Source organism: Lysobacter terrae (assembly GCF_054782215.1).
Map to the genome: position 1 here is coordinate 1,425,941 of NZ_BAAGSX010000001.1, position 15,989 is coordinate 1,441,929.

General features: G+C 64.8%; 10 protein-coding genes and 1 pseudogene. 2 read left to right on the forward strand and 9 right to left on the reverse strand.

The window, feature by feature from the left end:
- The first annotated feature begins 75 nt into the window (after positions 1-75).
- Positions 76-1,464, forward strand: a complete 1,389-nt coding sequence (locus tag ACYVJ8_RS06610) for a GH1 family beta-glucosidase (RefSeq protein ID WP_460710468.1) — start codon at positions 76-78, stop codon at positions 1,462-1,464.
- 601 nt (positions 1,465-2,065) lie between these two features.
- Here the strand turns inward: ACYVJ8_RS06610 and ACYVJ8_RS06615 are convergent.
- The 9 genes and pseudogenes from ACYVJ8_RS06615 to ACYVJ8_RS06655 all read right to left on the reverse strand — a co-directional run bounded on the left by ACYVJ8_RS06615 (position 2,066) and on the right by ACYVJ8_RS06655 (position 14,539).
- On the reverse strand, positions 2,066-5,182 hold the full coding sequence (locus ACYVJ8_RS06615; RefSeq protein WP_460710470.1) for a discoidin domain-containing protein: 3,117 nt from the start codon (positions 5,180-5,182) through the stop codon (positions 2,066-2,068).
- Positions 5,179-6,000, reverse strand: coding sequence for a carbohydrate ABC transporter permease (locus ACYVJ8_RS06620; RefSeq protein ID WP_460710472.1), 822 nt, complete (start codon positions 5,998-6,000; stop codon positions 5,179-5,181). The genes ACYVJ8_RS06615 and ACYVJ8_RS06620 overlap by 4 nt, the downstream gene beginning before the upstream one ends.
- A complete protein-coding gene (locus tag ACYVJ8_RS06625; RefSeq protein ID WP_460710474.1) occupies positions 6,000-6,881 on the reverse strand; it encodes a carbohydrate ABC transporter permease in 882 nt (293 codons plus the stop codon). The genes ACYVJ8_RS06620 and ACYVJ8_RS06625 overlap by 1 nt, the downstream gene beginning before the upstream one ends.
- Complete coding sequence (locus tag ACYVJ8_RS06630; RefSeq protein ID WP_460711085.1) at positions 6,878-8,188, reverse strand: sugar ABC transporter substrate-binding protein; 1,311 nt, start codon at positions 8,186-8,188, stop codon at positions 6,878-6,880. The genes ACYVJ8_RS06625 and ACYVJ8_RS06630 overlap by 4 nt, the downstream gene beginning before the upstream one ends.
- A gap of 49 nt (positions 8,189-8,237) precedes the next feature.
- Positions 8,238-9,707, reverse strand: a pseudogene (locus ACYVJ8_RS06635) (glucoamylase family protein); the annotation flags it as partial.
- A gap of 35 nt (positions 9,708-9,742) precedes the next feature.
- Positions 9,743-12,721, reverse strand: coding sequence for a TonB-dependent receptor (locus tag ACYVJ8_RS06640; RefSeq protein ID WP_460710476.1), 2,979 nt, complete (start codon positions 12,719-12,721; stop codon positions 9,743-9,745).
- Between the two features lie 66 nt (positions 12,722-12,787).
- On the reverse strand, positions 12,788-13,801 hold the full coding sequence (locus ACYVJ8_RS06645) for a LacI family DNA-binding transcriptional regulator (RefSeq protein WP_460710478.1): 1,014 nt from the start codon (positions 13,799-13,801) through the stop codon (positions 12,788-12,790).
- 151 nt (positions 13,802-13,952) lie between these two features.
- A complete protein-coding gene (locus ACYVJ8_RS06650) occupies positions 13,953-14,240 on the reverse strand; it encodes a BolA family protein (RefSeq protein WP_460710480.1) in 288 nt (95 codons plus the stop codon).
- Positions 14,240-14,539, reverse strand: coding sequence for a YciI family protein (locus tag ACYVJ8_RS06655; RefSeq protein WP_460710482.1), 300 nt, complete (start codon positions 14,537-14,539; stop codon positions 14,240-14,242). The genes ACYVJ8_RS06650 and ACYVJ8_RS06655 overlap by 1 nt, the downstream gene beginning before the upstream one ends.
- A 443-nt stretch (positions 14,540-14,982) precedes the next feature.
- Between ACYVJ8_RS06655 and ACYVJ8_RS06660 the strand changes: the two genes are divergently transcribed.
- Positions 14,983-15,927, forward strand: a complete 945-nt coding sequence (locus ACYVJ8_RS06660) for a segregation and condensation protein A (RefSeq protein WP_460710483.1) — start codon at positions 14,983-14,985, stop codon at positions 15,925-15,927.
- Positions 15,928-15,989: the final 62 nt, after the last annotated feature.

Genomic DNA, 15,989 nt, shown 5'->3' on the forward strand with positions numbered 1-15,989 from the left:
CGTGGGCTATCCTGCGCCATGTAACCGTTTTCATGCCCAGTAATCAACGGCCCCCGGCCACGGAGACCCTTCTCGATGAATGCGCCCAAGAACCAGGCCCCTGTCTTTCCCGACGGATTCCTGTGGGGGGCGGCCACTGCCGCGCATCAGATCGAGGGATCGCCCCTGGCCGACGGCGCCGGACCGAGCATCTGGACCCGCTTCGCGCATACCCCGGGGATGATGCTCAACGGCGACACCGGCGACGTCGCCTGCGATCACTACAACCGCTGGAAGGACGACGTGAAGCTGATGCGCGAGCTGGGCCTCAAGGCCTACCGCTTCAGCGTCTCGTGGTCGCGCATCCTTCCGGAGGGCACGGGGCGTATCAACCAGAAGGGGCTGGACTTCTATTCGCGCCTGGTCGACGAGTTGCTCGCGAACGGCATCGAGCCGTTGCTGACGCTCTTCCATTGGGATCTCCCCGCGGCGCTCGACGATCGCGGCGGTTGGCTCAACCGCGACATCGCGGATTGGTTCGCCGAATACGGCAGCGTGCTGTTCCGCGCGCTCGACGGCCGGGTCAAGAAGTGGGTGACGCTCAACGAGCCGTGGGTGGTCACCGACGGGGGTTATCTGCACGGTGCGCTGGCGCCGGGGCATCGCAGCAAGTTCGAGGCGCCGATCGCTTCGCACAATCTGATGCGGGCGCACGGCGCGGCGGTGAAGGCATATCGCGAGCTGGGCAAGCACGAGATCGGTCTGGTGGTGAACATCGAGCCGAAGTACCCGGCGTCGGATTCGGCGGAAGACGCGGCGGCGGTACGTCGCGCGCATGCCTACATGAACGAGCAGTACCTGCACCCTGCTCTGCTCGGACACTATCCGCCTGAGTTGAAGGAGATCTTCGGCGAGGCTTGGCCGGAGTGGCCGGAAGACGATTTCCGTCTGATCAATCAGCCGCTGGATTTCGTCGGCATCAATTACTACACGCGCAGTGTGACCAAGGCGGCGGAGAGTTATCCGCTCAATACCGGCGTGGTGAAGCAGCCGCTGGGGACGTACACGGAAACGGGTTGGGAGGTCTTTCCGCAGGGTCTTACTGATCTGCTGCTGTGGTTCAAGAAGACTTACGGCGATCTTCCCGTGTACATCACTGAGAACGGTGCGGCGTTCTTCGATCCGCCGACGGCTGAGGTCGACGACGCCGGCAACCGCCGTGTGCGCGATCCTCTGCGGATGGGTTATCTGCGCAAGCACATCTCGGCGGTGCACGATGCGATCCAGGCGGGCGTGGACGTGCGCGGCTACATGCTGTGGTCGCTGATGGACAACTTGGAATGGTCGCTGGGCTATTCCAAGCGCTTCGGCATGGTGCACGTGAACTACGTGACCCAGGAGCGCACGCCCAAGGACAGTGCGCGCTGGTATTCGAAGGTGATCGCCACGCATGGACGGTCGTTGGCGGATCCGCTGCCCTACTAACCCCCTCGCCCCGCTTGCGGGGAGAGGGACAGCTTCGCGCAGCGAAGCAGGGTGAGGGGACGTTGCTATAAGCGGTAGCGATCCCGGCACGGGCAGCCGGCGCCGGTGGGCAGTCGCGACACGCCGTGAATCCGTCCATGGAGGCTTGATCAGCGGCATCCATGCCGCTGACAGTCGCGCCTGCCCACCGGCACCGCCTGCCCTCCCACTCATCTCGGGCGCTTTGATAAGAGCAAAGGCAACTCGCTGCGCTCGCTCCCCCTCATCTGCCCTTCGGGCATCTTCTCCCCGCACGCGGGGAGAAGAAGGAGCAGCGTGACCGAAGCGGCGATCTGCACGCTCGCGGTAAGCGCTGCCCGGCGGGATGGGGGTGCGGAGAGCGGACCAGGATGGTCCGCGGCCCCGACTAAAGGCAGGGATGCCGTCCGGAGGGGCGGAGCACCCCCGTCCCGTCGGGTAGCGCGTCCTACCGAAGCCGACGCTTTACGCACCCCATCGGGTAGCGCGTCCTACCGAAGCCGGCCGCTCTTCAAAACCAGCAGAAATAAAAGCAAAGTCGCTGGATCCCCGCCTACGCGGGGATGACGAGCAAAGGCCCCAGCTATCGCTCGACAATTACCTCGGCCGGGACACGCGTGATGCGCACCTCGCCGTTCTTCACCAGCGCACCACCGCGACTACGTGCATTCCGCCATTGCGGCGGCAGCGAAAGCACGACGCCGCCCTTTGGCAGAGACAGACCCGGGCGCAACGCCAGACGCAAACTGTCGCCCTTGGCCTGCAGCGAATACGACAAGGTTCCCAGCGGCGTGCGTAGCCCCTCCACCGAGACGCCCTCGCCTTCCAGCCATTCCGCCGGCAGGCCTGCGCCGATCACCAGCGCATCGTCGCGCTCGCGCGTGTAGGCGAACATGTCGAGCACCGAGCGCACGTAGTCCGATTCCACCCACGCGTGCGGCAGATCGCCGACGAAGAACGGCGTGCGTGGCGTACGCGAGACCACCTCGGCCCACTGGTTCCAGCCGCGTGGTTGCTGGTCGGCGAAGAAGAAATCCAGGGCCTCGTGCGCACGTTCGCGCCAGCCTAGCCGCACGAAGGCCCCCACCGTGCGCAGCTCGTACGGCGTGTAGTCCTTCCACTCGCGAGTGCCGTCGCGGCGCGCCACGAATTCGCGCCCGTAGCGCTCGAAGGTGTTGAGCAACAGGTCTTGCGGCAGCGCGTCCTGTTCACCACCCGGCGCGAGCGCGATGGTGGTCGAGGTCGCATCGAAGTCGCCCAGCTCGGCGGCGCCGGGCAGGAAGTCGATGCCCTTTTGCCTGGCGGCGGCGGCCAGCGATGCATGGAGGTCGGAGCGGAACTCGTCGCGCGATTTGGCAAACGCCGCGGCTTCCTTTTCCTTGCCTAGCCACTGTGCGATATCCACCGCGTCCTTGTAACCGCGCAATGCCCAGAAGTTGTCCCAGTACGAGTGCATCGGCTTGGCCGAGTAGCCCTCGTGGCTGATCGACACCGGCATCATTCCGTAGAAAGCAGCGTTCAACGCGCGATTCTGCGGTGTGCGCTCGCTCAGGCGCAGCTCGTCCATGTACTTCACTGCGCCCGCGACATGCGGCCACATCGCCTCGAGCAGTTCGCGATCGCGCGTGTAGCGATAGAGCTCGGCGACGGCGAAGATCAGTTCTCCGTTGCTGTCGTTCTCCGGCACCGGGTCGCTGCCGCGATCGTCAACGCAACAAGGCACCTTGCCGTTGTCGAATTGGTACGGCGCGTACCAGCGCAGGAAGTCCTCGGCCACATCCTCGCGCCCCATGCGCAACAGGCCCTCGGCGATCATCGCGCCGTCGCGGATCCACGCACGCGCATACGAACGCGTGCCCGGCTGCAGGCGCGGCCCCGTGCGGCTGATGAGCATGTGTGCCAGCGCGGTGCGCAAGGTATCGACGAGCGGCTGACCCTGCGCGGGTACCTGCAGCTTCACGCGATCCAGCTTGTCGTGCCAGGTCCGCGCAACATCCGCCTGCACGGCAGCGGCCGGCAGCGCCGACGGCGGCAGCTCGCCTGTCAACGCCGTCCGCCAATCCAGTTCGTAGCTTTCACCCGGGGCAAGACTCACCCGATAAAGCAGCCCCGCCGAGCCGATCCCAGTCGCGTCCGCCGCGCGGGCATCGTCTTGTCCGCACGCGGAACAGCTACGCAGGCGATCGACGATCTCTCCCTCGTCGAACGTGGAGGCGATGGCGATCGTTCCCGGCCGCGACGTCTGCACCGCGCGTCCGTCGACGGCGAAGCCCTTCTTGCCGGCGGCGATATCGCGAATCGCGCTGACACCACCCACGGTATTGAGGAACTGCGATGGCGGATTCACCTGGAACGGCCGCGCCGCCAGCACCAGGGTGAAATCGCGCGCACGCGCGCCGGTGTTGGTGAGGCGATAGCGCGCGTGCAGTTGCGACTGCTCAGGCTCGCCGTTGGCGAATGCGCTGATTTCCAGACCGAAATCCGGATGCCGCCACAGCACGCTCGGGATCGGCAGGTAACCGTCCTGCAGCGACTGCGTCGCCTGCACGTCGGCCCAGGTAACGAGCTTGCCGTCGCTGATCACGAAGGGCTCGATGCTGAAACGCCCCTTGCCCACTTCGACCGCGCCATCCTCGCCGATCAGGCCCTGCTCGCGTCCGCCGTCGATGCCCACGATCGTCCAGTACGGCTGCTCACCATGGAAGCCCCGCGGGTACTGGCCGCGCGGCGCGTCCTTCGCCAGTGCGCGGACGAAGTCGTTGGGGGTGGCGCCGAAGGACAAAGGCTCGATATCGATGCCCGCCAATCCGTAGCGCGCACCTTGCCCTTTCTTCAGTTCGAGGCGAAGGTAACGCGCCTCCGACTCCGGCAAGGCAATGGGATCGTCGCCGCCATTACCGGCGGCGACGCGGCGCACGTCCTGCCACTGCTTCCCGTCCTGCGAAACGGCGATGTCGTAAGCCGTGGCGGCCTCACCCTGGTTCCAGTGCAGACGCAGGCCGCCGAATTCGCGCGGGCGGCCCAAGTCGAGCGTGAGCGTCGCGGGACGTTTGCTACCCACCCGCCACGCGGTATCGGCGCGATCGTCCACGGCGTTCGCCGGCACGTTGTTGCCGAGTGATGCCGTCGCCGTCGCCTGAGGACGCGGGGGCGGCGATGTCTCGACCGGGCGCGCGCGAAATTCCAGCGAGTCGAAGCACACCGCGCCCTTGCCGCCCGCGCTGTTGTAAACCGTGAACTCGACCTTGCGGCTGGCATGCAATACCGGATCCGGCGCAGGGCCCCACGCCTTGCCGATGTGCCGCTTCTTGTAGACGACGCGCGTCCACTGCCTGGGGAAGTCATAGCGCGGCTTGTTGACCCACCAGACGTTGTCGCCGCTGGCGTCGATCAACTTGAACTGCAGGTCGTTCCCCGGCGAGTCGCCGCGCAGTTGAAAGGAGAATTCGTAGTCGTCGGGATACTCCAGCGGCAGATCGCGCTGCAGGCCGACATAGCCGGAGACGCCGTTGAAGTCGTAGTCCAGGCACAGAGCACGGCCGTCGGCGCCTTCGGTCTGGCGCAGGGTTCCGCTGACCTGGTTGGAGGCGATCACGCGCCAGGGCGAAGCGTCTTCGAAATTGTCGAGCAGGTCAGTGGCGAAGGCGCTGGTCGCAGGGAGCAGAGCCAGCAGCGCAACGATCCGCAGACGCAGCCTCATCCCTTGACACTCCCCACCAGCAAGCCTTGCAGGTAGTACCGCTGCAGCACCAGGAACAACAGCAACACCGGCAATATCGTGACCACCGACCCGGCCATCATCATTTCGTTGTCCTGGTAGTGCTCGCGCGACAACGAAGCCAGGGCGACCGGCAAGGTGAACAGGTGACCGTCGCTCAGCACGATCAGCGGCCACATGAAATCGTTCCACGATGCCAGGAACACGAAGATCGCCAGCGTCACCAGAATGGGCTTCAGCACCGGCAGGATGATCTGGAAGAAGATCCGGAACTCGCCAGCACCATCGATCCGCGCCGCCTCCAGCAGCTCGTCGGGAATCGAGCGCGTGTACTGCCGCACCAGGAAGATGCCGAAGATGCCGGCCATGCCCGGCACGATCGCACCGGCATAACTGTTGACCAGCCCGAGCTGCTTGAGCATCAGGAACAGCGGCATCATCGCCACCTGCGCCGGAATCACCAGCGCCGCCAGCAGGCCGCGGAACAAGCGCTCGCGCCCGGCGAAGTGCAGCTTGGCGAAAGCGTAACCCGCCATCGTGTTGAGCAGCAGCGCGATCAGCGTGGTCAGCGAGGCGATCAGGAAGCTGTTGAACAAGTAGCGACCCATGCCGGCGCGCGCGAACAGCTCGTGGAAGTTGTGCAGCGTCGGCGCTTGCGGCAGGAACGGCGGCGGATAGTGGCTGGCCTCGCCGGGCTGCATGAAGGCCACCGACAGCATCCACAGCAGCGGTGCCAGGCTGAGCACCGCCAGTCCGATCAACAAGCCGTTGATGATGGCTTTGGCCAGGCGAGGATTCATCACTCCGCTCCCTTCCGCCGCGCGAACCACAACAGGCCGCTGGTCACCGCGATCATCAGCGCGAACAACAGGAACGCCACGGCGGAAGCATTGCCGAGGTTCCACCAGCGGAAGCCTTCCTCGTACATGAGGTACAGCACGCTCACCGTGCTCTGCTGCGGCCCGCCCTGGGTGATGACGTAAGGCTCGGCGAACAACTGGAAGTAGCCCGCCATCGTCAGGATGCTCACCAGCAGCAGCACCGGCCCGAGCATGGGCAGGGTCACATGCCAGAACTGCCGCGGCGCCGACGCGCCGTCGATCCGCGCGGCTTCGTACAGATCCTCGGGGATCGACTGCAAGCCGGCGAGGAAGATGATCATGTTGTAGCCGAAGTTCTTCCACACCGCGAACAGGATGATCGTCGGCATCGCCCACGACGGATCGCCCAGCCAGTCGATCGGATCGATGCCGAGCCCCGACAAGCCCCAGTTCACCAGGCCGTAGCGGGTGTGGAACAGATAGCGCCAGATCACCGCCACCGCGACCACGGTGGTGACCACCGGCGCGAAGAACGCCGTACGGAAGAACGGCTTGAACAACCCGACCCGCGAATGCAGCAGCAGCGCCGCACCCAGCGACACCGCGATCGACAGCGGTACGCCGACCGCGACGAAGTACAGCGTGTTGCCCAGTGCCTTCCAGAACAACGGGTTCTGCAACAGGCCGAGGTAGTTGTCGAGGCCGACGAAGCGCAGGTTATGGATATCCGCCAGCGCATAGATATCGAAATCGGTGAGGCTCAGGGCGAGCGCCGCCAACACGGGAATACCGAAGAACAAGGCGATCACCGCCAGCGCCGGCCCGGCGAAGATCCAGCCTGCCGTGGAGGCGCGGATCACGGCGCGGCTCCGGTCGCTGCGTGATCGAGCATCCAGCGCCGCTTCTCCAGCATCTTGTCGGCGCGGCGATCGAGTTCGGCCGCCGCTTCATCGACGCTGTAGCGTCCGCCGACCATCTGTTCGCCGATGATGCGCATCTCCTGGGCGATGCGTTCCCACTCAGGCACTTTGGGCGTAGGTCGGGCACGTTCCAGCTGCTCGCGGAATGCGCGCGCATAAGGATCGCTGGTAAGCGCCGGACTCGCCCACGCGCTGCGTCGCGGCGGGAGATCGCCGGTGAGCGCATGGAAGCGTGTCTGCATGGCCGGCTCGGAGAGGAAGGCGACCAGCTTCCACGACGCATCCTTGTGCTTGGATTGACTGAACACCACGAAGCTGGTGCCGCCGCTCACCGACGCACCGGGCCCATTGGGTCCAGGCAACGGCATCGTCATCCACGAATGCGCCAACCGCGGCGGCAAGCGCTTGCGGAACTCGGCGATGTTCCAGGGGCCGTTGACGTAGAAGGTGTAATAGCCGCGACCGAACTCGTCCCATACGTTCGAGATCTGCACGTTAGTGACGCGCGGCGCCCAGCCCTTGTCGAACATTTCCTTGTAGAAGGCCAGCGTGCGCTTGAAGCCGGGGCTGCGGAAGTTTCCGTAGCGGCCGCCGTCGCGCAGCAGCGGATCGGGCTGCTGGATCGCCAGATTCAACATCGGCTCGAATTCGTTGAGCGGCAGCAGAATCGCGTAACGGTCCGGCCCTACCTTGGCCTTGACCGCCGCGAGCGCCTGGCGCCATTCGTCCCAGGTGCGGGGCGGCTGCTTCACGCCGGCTTCCTGCAGCAGGTCGATGCGGTAGAACGGCACGCGCGTCTCGACGTACCACGGCACGGCGTACACGTGGCCGTCGATCACGCCCGAATCCCAGGCACCGGGGAAATAGTCCTTCGCGTCGACTTCGGTCGAGGACGCGAGGTACGGGTCGAGCGGCGTCAGCGCACCCAGCTGGGCGAACTCGGGTATCCAGGTATTGCCCAGCGAGCACACGTCCGGCAAGGCATCGCCCGCGAACGCCGTAAGCAGCTTCTCGTGCGCAGCCGTCCACGGCAGCTGCTGCACTTGCACGTCGATGCCGGGATTGCGGCGTTCGAACTCCGCAATCAGCTGCGCGACGACTTCGCCCTCGTAGCCCATCGCCCAGAAGCGCACGACCTCGCGCTGATCCTGCTTGCGCGTGCACGTCGCCAGGACCAGCACCAGCAGCACCGCGCCGAGTACCCGACAGACGGTGCGGATTGCACGACCCTGGCCTGACCCTCGCATCGACATCCGCTCAGTTTCCGGCTTGCGACCCGTCCGCATTCTGCCCCGAAGCCGGTTGCGCCGGCGCGGAGGCATCGAGCCACCCGCCGCGGAAGCCCGCCTTCTTCAGGCCGGCGCGGATGTACGGACTGCGCTTCATCACGTTCCAGACGAATTCGTTGCGGTAGTTGGCGATCATCGTGACGATCGGGCCCTGGTCGATGCCGAGATAGTCGCTGGCCACCCAGCCCTGACCGGGCACGATCCGGCCGGTTACCAATGGCGTTTCGTAGCTGAAGCTCGGGTTGAACGAATCCAGGAAGCCGTAGCTCGAGTACAGGAATTCGCCGTAGCGTTTGTGCATTTCCAGCGTCGCCGGAATCACCTCGTCCGGCGCGAACGGCAGCGAGGCGACGGCCGCCGTCGGCGCGAGCGTGCCGTCGTCGAAGTTGTCGCCCAGTCCCGCGCCGCGCGCGGAGTAACCGCGGAACTCGCGCTCCTTGCCATCAAACGATTGACGCGTGTTGACCGGACCATCGCAAGCGGTGAGGCCCCAGACGTTTTTGCCGTAGCCCTTCCAGCCATCCGGATTGGCGATCGCATAGTCGCGCTGCGCCAGCACCGCGCGGCGACTGTTCTCGAAGTAATCGATGCCGCGCTTGCGCATGTAGTCGTCCTGGATGCCGCGGAAGTCGATCCAGACGTGACTGTACTGATGGCCGAACAGCGGACCGAAGGCGAGGAATTCCTGCCCCTGGAACTTGCCCCAGGTGCGGTCGTAGGTGCTGGTCCACTGCGTCCACGCCTCGGGACCGATGGGATGCGTGGGCGAACCCAGCGCCAGCACGTACACCATCATCGCTTCATTGAAGCCCTGCCAATCGTGCTCGATGAAGTCCTGCTTCTCGGGATTCCAGCCCATCGAGACCAGCGGCGCACGGCGCTGCATCCAGGTCCAGTCGACGCGCCGGTACAGCTCGTCCGCCAGCGCGCGGATCTGCTGTTCGCGTGGATCCGCGCCGGTGTAGTACTCACGCACGAACAGCACGCCCATCATCAGCAGCGTGGTATCGACGCTCGACAGCTCCACCCATTTGTCGAAGCGCTGGCCCGACTGCATGTCAAGGAAGTGATAGTAGAAGCCGTGATAAGCGCCCTTCCCCGTCGCCTCCGGTCCAGCAGGCAGATCGCGGAAGAACTTCAGCGTCGTCAGCGTGCGATCGACCGCCTGCGTGCGGCTGACCCAACCGTTCTCGATCCCGATCGGATATGTGGTCAGCGCGAAGCCCACCGACGCGATACTGGAGAACGGCCGCGACGGATAGCGATCCGGCGTCAGCCCGTTCTTCTCGTTGGTGGTGTCCCAGAAGAACTGGAAGGTGCGTTTTTCGATGTCGTCGAAGAGCGGCGGGAGAGCCTTGCCTGAGGCGTGCTTCGGCGCCGGCGGTGCCGGCGGCGAAGCTTGCGACGAGGTAATCGAATTACTCGAACCGCATGCCGACAGGCCTCCCGCCAGCAACAGCGGGAGGACGAGGCGCATCACTGTCGATGCGCCTCGCACGTGTCGCCGACCGCTCACCAGTTGAGGCCCAGCGTCAGCTTGAACTCGCGCGTCTTGTAGGACGCGGAGTTCGGATGGCCGAAGGTCGGATTGGCGACGCCGGCAAAACCCCACCAATCGTCATAGCCGGTGTAGTTGGTCCAGTTGAATACGTTGAACACATCGCCGCGCACGCGGAACTTGATATCGCTACCCGTATCCCACTGCTTCTCCATCGCCAGATCCAGCCGCTTTTCGCCATACGTGCCATCTGGTTCGTACTGGTCCACCGTGCAATCGTTGCCGCCGGCCAGGCAGTTGGTGCCGTAACGCGGTGTCTGCGAGGCTAGCGTCAGCTTGCCCGAGAAGGTGAACCCCATCGGCGCCGCGTAGATGCCGGTCGCGACAAACCGGTGCTCGGGGACACCGCCTGCCTTACGCCACCCGTAGCCGGCCAGCGTCGGATAGTCCAAGGAATAGTGCTCGCCGAACTGCCGATTTTCCTTGGCGTCCGTGTACGTGTAAGCGAACGTGGCGCTCCAGGGCGAGGCGCTGGTGAACGGCTTCTCCAGGCTCACCAGCACCGAGTTGGCGCGGGTTTCGATGCCGTTGATGCCCAGGATCAGGGCGCCAAATCCAGGAACGCCCGCACCCCACGGCGGTCCCCAAGTGGCGCCCGGCGCGAAGAAACTGCCGTCCGGATTGCGATTGCCGAGCAGGTAGGCGAATCCGTCATGGCCTTCGATTCGCGACAACGTCACCGACGACGCCCATTGGGCGCCCCACAGCTGGAAAAGGTTGCGCATGCCCAGGCTGTACTGATCCGAATACGGGGTCTTCAGATCGTTGCTGAGCATGTCGATTTCGCGGCCGGCGCCCGTCGATGAGGCCAGCGCGTACAGGGAGGCCGGATTGAAGAAGTTCGGATCCCACTGATAGCAGTTGTTGACCCCGACGGTGCACGAATACGTGGGCGAGTTGAAGTAGAACTGATATGTCGGGAACGTCGCCTTGGTGTTCTCCAGTTGCAGCCAGTCGAACAGGTTGCGGTCGTAGGAACGTCCGGCTCCTCCGAAGATCACGTGCCGCTGATCGGCGAAGAGGTCGTACGAGAAGCCCAGCCTGGGCTGCCAGCCATCCTTGAAGTCCTTGCGGTTATGGCCGTTGCTGATGAAGTCGTTGATGTTGATGCCGCCCAGCGCCAGGGACTGCGCATAGGTCTGCGTGCCGTTGCCGCGCGGATCCACCGCGTTCAAGGCATCGATCACCGACGTAGGAGTGACATAGTCGGTATACGCGGGCGTCTGTTCGTAGTCCCAACGCAGGCCAAGGTTCAGCGTGAGGTGGTCGTTGACCGTCCAATCATCCTGGAAATAGATGCCGAACTGCTTGTTGTCGGATTCAATGCTGCCATCGCCTACGCCAGCCAGCGGCGCGCCGAACCGAGCCGTGAACGGCACCGTCGTGCTCTGGTCGATGTTGTAATAGAACTGCGGGTTGTAGGGCTGCTGCTCGGCGGCCTTGATAGTGACCTCCTTGTATTTGATGCCCACCTTGAACGCGTGGCCGTCGATGCCGGTGAAAGCCAGGTCATCCTGGAATGCCCAGCCGTCTTGTCCTTTGTCCTGGAAGTCGGCGCCACCGCCCAACTGGATGATGGGATTCCACCATTCGTTGTTCTGAGTCAGCACATAACCAACGCCACCGTTGAGCGGGCGCGGGTTGAACGACGAGTCTTCGTAGGTCAAATGCGCATCATTGAGCCAGTCGCCCAGCGTCAGCTGATAGCGCAGGTCCAATCTAGTCTCGTCGTTCTTCTTGGCTGTGCCGTGTTCTAGCGTGACCGTGCCGTTAACACCGGTGACCTCCGTTTCTTCTCGACGTTTGGCGGTCAGTTCGAAGTAATGGTTCTCGCCGATTTGCCAGTCGACCTTGCCGAAATAGAGATCTTCCTCGAAGGGCACGCTGACGTGCCCCAACCCCTCGAACCCGTTGGCGAAGACATAGCCGCGTCCTGGAATGACGTCGCGCGGGCGATTGAACTCCTTGCGCTCGTACGTCACGAAGAAGTGCGCCACGTCCTTCACGATCGGGCCACCGAAGGAGGCGCCGTACTGCTCCTCGCCCGACTCCTGCTTGAAATTGCCGCGCTCTTCGAAGTCGTTACGCGAACGCCATGCCGTCGTCGTCTTGTCCCAGAAGAAGCTGCCCTCGAAATCGTTCGTACCACTCCGCGTGGCCGCCACGATGGCCGCGCTGCTCAGCTGGTCGAATTCAGCCTTGTAGTTCTGGGTGATGACCTTGAACTCGCCGATCGCCAACTGCGGGAAGGGATTACCGGAAGAAGCATCCTGGCCGGAGATGCCTCCCTGCAGGACATAATTCTTCTGACCGACGCCATCGATGAAGACGTTGACGCTGTTCGCGCTTTGCGCGCCGCCCCGGAGCGAGGTTTCGCCGTTTTCGTTCCGCTTGAATTGCACGCCAGGCACGATGTCGGCGAAGGCGAGGAAGTTACGTGACGACTGCGGGAGCTTCTCGATCTGCCTGTTGCTGATATAGGTCGCGACTTCAGACGTTTTGGTTTCCGCCAACTGCACGCCCGTCACCGTCACCGCCCCCAGCTCCGTCACCGGCCCGGTCGCAGCGGACTCGGCCACACCGCCGGCCGCCAGGTTCAACGTCGCCGTCTGGCCCACCTGCAGCGTGACCACCTTGGAAGTGGTATTGCCGCCGGCTTGCACGTCGATCCGGTAAGTACCCGGCGGCAGACCCGCGACGGAGTAGTTGCCGTTGCCGGAGGCTTCGACGCTGCGGACCAACCCGGTCGCAACGTTGGTCGCAGTGACCTTGGCCTGCGCGGCGGGACCGGAATCGACGGTCACCTGGCCGCGCACGGTGGCGGCGGTGCTTTGGGCGAATACGGGTGTCGCTGCGGCGAACAGGCAGCTCGCCAGCGCGCACGCCAGCAGCGTCGGCGTGGGGCGAAGGATGTTTCCAGTGCGGTGTTTCATACGTCTCCCCCTCCCAGGGTTTTTTGGCATGTAAACGGTTACATCACGTCTTGAAAAAAGTGGCCGTCAGGAGCTGTCGCGGTCGAGTGGGCGGCGGCTGGACTCGCGGATCACCAGTTCCGGAACCATGGGCTCCGGAGGCTCGGTCGCAGCTTCTTTACCCAACCGGCCCAGCAGCATCCGCGCGGCGGCGGCGCCCAGGCCGCTGATATCTACGTTCATCGTGGTGAGGCCCGGATAGACGAATCCGGCCAGCGGAATGTCGTCGAAGCCCGCGATCGCGATGTCCTGCGGCACGCGCACGCCCGCCTGCGAAAACGCGAATAGACAGCCCAACGCCATCATGTCGTTGGCGGCGAACACGGCGTCGGGCCGTTCGCCGGTTGCGAGGAGTGCTTGCCCGGCGCGATGTCCGGAGGCCTCATCGAATGCGCCGGGCAGCACCCATTCCTGCGCCCCCAGCTCGGCCATCGCGTCCTGATAGCCGCGAAGGCGCTGGTAGGCGTCGAAGTTGTCTTCCGGACCGGCGATGAAGGCGATGCGCCGGTATCCGGTGGAAATCAGGTGCGCCATCATCGCGCGCGCACCTTCGTAGTTGGCGATGCCGAGCGAGAGGTAGTTCTCGCCGGCGTATTGGCTGTTGATAAGCACGACCGGCAAGCCCGGCGCGACATCGTCCGAAGCCGCCGGCGAAGCGGCGTACGGCGACATCACGAGCAATCCATCGACACGGCCGCGCATCGAGCGCATCGCCGCGCCCTGCTCGTCGCGATGGCCGTGATAGCTCGACACCAGCAGGTGCATGCCGTGTTCGCGCGCGACCTGATCGATGCCACGCATCAGTTCGGAGAAGAACTCGCCATACAGATCGGGCAGCACGACGCCCAGCATGTGCGTGCGCTTGCTACTGAGGCTGCGCGCGGCGGCGTGCGGCGAGTACTGCAGGCGCCGGGCGACCTCCAGCACGCGCTGGCGCACCTCGGCGGTGACGTTGGCCTGGCCATTGAGCGCGCGCGACACCGTCGCCACCGATACGTTGGCGGCCGTCGCGACGTCTCTGATGGTGACCCCACCTGCCATGTAACGTTTCCGTTCCCGTGGACGCGTCACGAAATGTAAACGTTTTCAGGGCAAAGGGTAAATTTGCCGTAACCCGACCCTGAAAAACGCTCCATCTAACTGTATTGCAAAGACTTTTCTGCCATCACCGATTGCTGCAACGCGGCAATTATTAGCCTTTCTCGGCTTCGGCCGGCGTACGCGCCCGAATGGCCAGCGCATGGATGTCGGTCGTCATCAGCTCCCCCACGGCGGCATACACCGCGCGATGGCGGGCGATCGGCGTCATGCCGGCGAAGGCCGCGCTGATCACGTCCACACGAAAATGGCCGCGACCGTCGCGCGCACCCTCATGGCCGATGTGCTTGTGGCTTTCGTCTTCGACCTCCAGCGACGCCGGGGCCAGCGCGGACGCGATGGCCGCGCGGATCGCCTCGACCCGCTCTGCCCTGGGCAGCATCACGGCAGCACTCGCTTGAACGGGCGCACGTCGACGCGAGCGTAGACGCCCGCCGCCACGTACGGGTCTGCGTCGGCCCAGGCGCGGGCCTCGTCCAGCGACGGGAATTCCGCCACCACCAGACTGCCGCTGAAACCGGCCGGACCCGGATCTTCCGCATCGATCGCCGGGCATGGGCCGGCCAGCATCAGGCGACCCTCGTCGCGCAGCGCCGTGAGCCTGGCCAGGTGGGTCGGCCGTGCCGCAAGCCGCTTGGACAGGACATCCGGGCCGTCATGGCCTTCGATCACGTACCACATGCCTTTACTCTTCCCGATGCGGACAAGCCGTGGATTTTAGCTGGCGCGCCCTCGCTGCGCGGGCGATGCGCGGGATTTGGTCGCATTCCGGGCGCAAACCGGCTGGACACGCCCAGCCCCACCCCGTACCCTTGGCGACAACTAACCTGAGGCCGGAAGCAGCGGCCGTCGCGACAGGCCTCCCCACGCCGTCGCACACGCACGTCGATGTGCGTTGCTGCCCCTCCCGGCCCACGCCCGCAAGCCACGCCGCCTCATCGCCCCGCCCCGCGGGTGCGCAGGCTGAAGGCCATTCGGGCACCGGGGCCAGCTTTTATCGAATCAGCTCTCGACTTTGCTGTCCGTAGCACCTTGCGGCCGTGTTCGCAGCCTGGGCTCTGTCCCGCTGCCCGCACCGCCGATGCCGTAAGCCAACGCCAGGGCCCGGAGGGGCCGGCTTCGAAATGACCGACGAAGTAACCAGCGGCGATGTAAACAGCGGCGGCAATGAGCCCGCCGCGCCGCAGAACAATCGCAACGGGAACCAGCGTCCGCAGCAGCAGGAAATGCCGCTGGCGATGGTGCTCGGCCAGCCGGTGCTGCAGATCCCGCAGGATCTGTATATCCCGCCGGATGCGCTCGAGGTCATTCTCGAGGCCTTCGAAGGCCCGCTGGACCTGCTGCTGTACCTGATCCGCCGGCAGAACCTGGACATCCTCGACATCCCCGTCGCGGAGATCACCCGCCAGTACGTCGAGTACATCCAGACGATGCACGAGATGCGCTTCGAGCTGGCGGCCGAGTACCTGGTGATGGCCGCGATGCTGGCCGAGATCAAGTCGCGCATGCTGCTGCCGCGTGCGGCGACCGAGGATGCCGAGGAAGACGATCCGCGCGCGGAACTCGTCCGCCGCCTGCAGGAGTACGAGCGCTTCAAGAAGGCCGCCGAGGACATCGACGCCCTGCCCCGCCAGGACCGCGATACCACGCCGGTAACCGCCTTCGTGCCCGACCGCGCCAGCATCAAGCTGCCGCCGCCGGTCGAGCTGAAGGAAATGCTGCTGGCCCTGCACGACGTGCTCAAGCGCGCCGAGCTGTTCACCCAGCACGCGATCAAGCGCGACGCGCTGAGCGTGCGCCAGCGCATGGGCGACTTGCTGGAGGCGCTCAAGGATGGCGTGTTCCACCGCTTCGAATCGCTGTTCACGGCGGAGGAAGGCAAGCTCGGCGTGGTCGTCACCTTCCTCGGCCTGCTCACGCTGGCCAAGGAACAGCTGGTGGAGATCGTCCAGGAAGGCCCGCTGCAGCCGATCTACGTAAAGTCGCTCGCGTTGATGAAGGATGGCGAGCAGATCGAACTGAGCAGCGAGTTCGACGAGCCGGCGGCGAATGACGACTCGCGCGCCTGATTCGCTGCGAGCAAACACCCAGGTACCTTCAATGGACCACTCGGCTCCCGCCTTTGAACTCG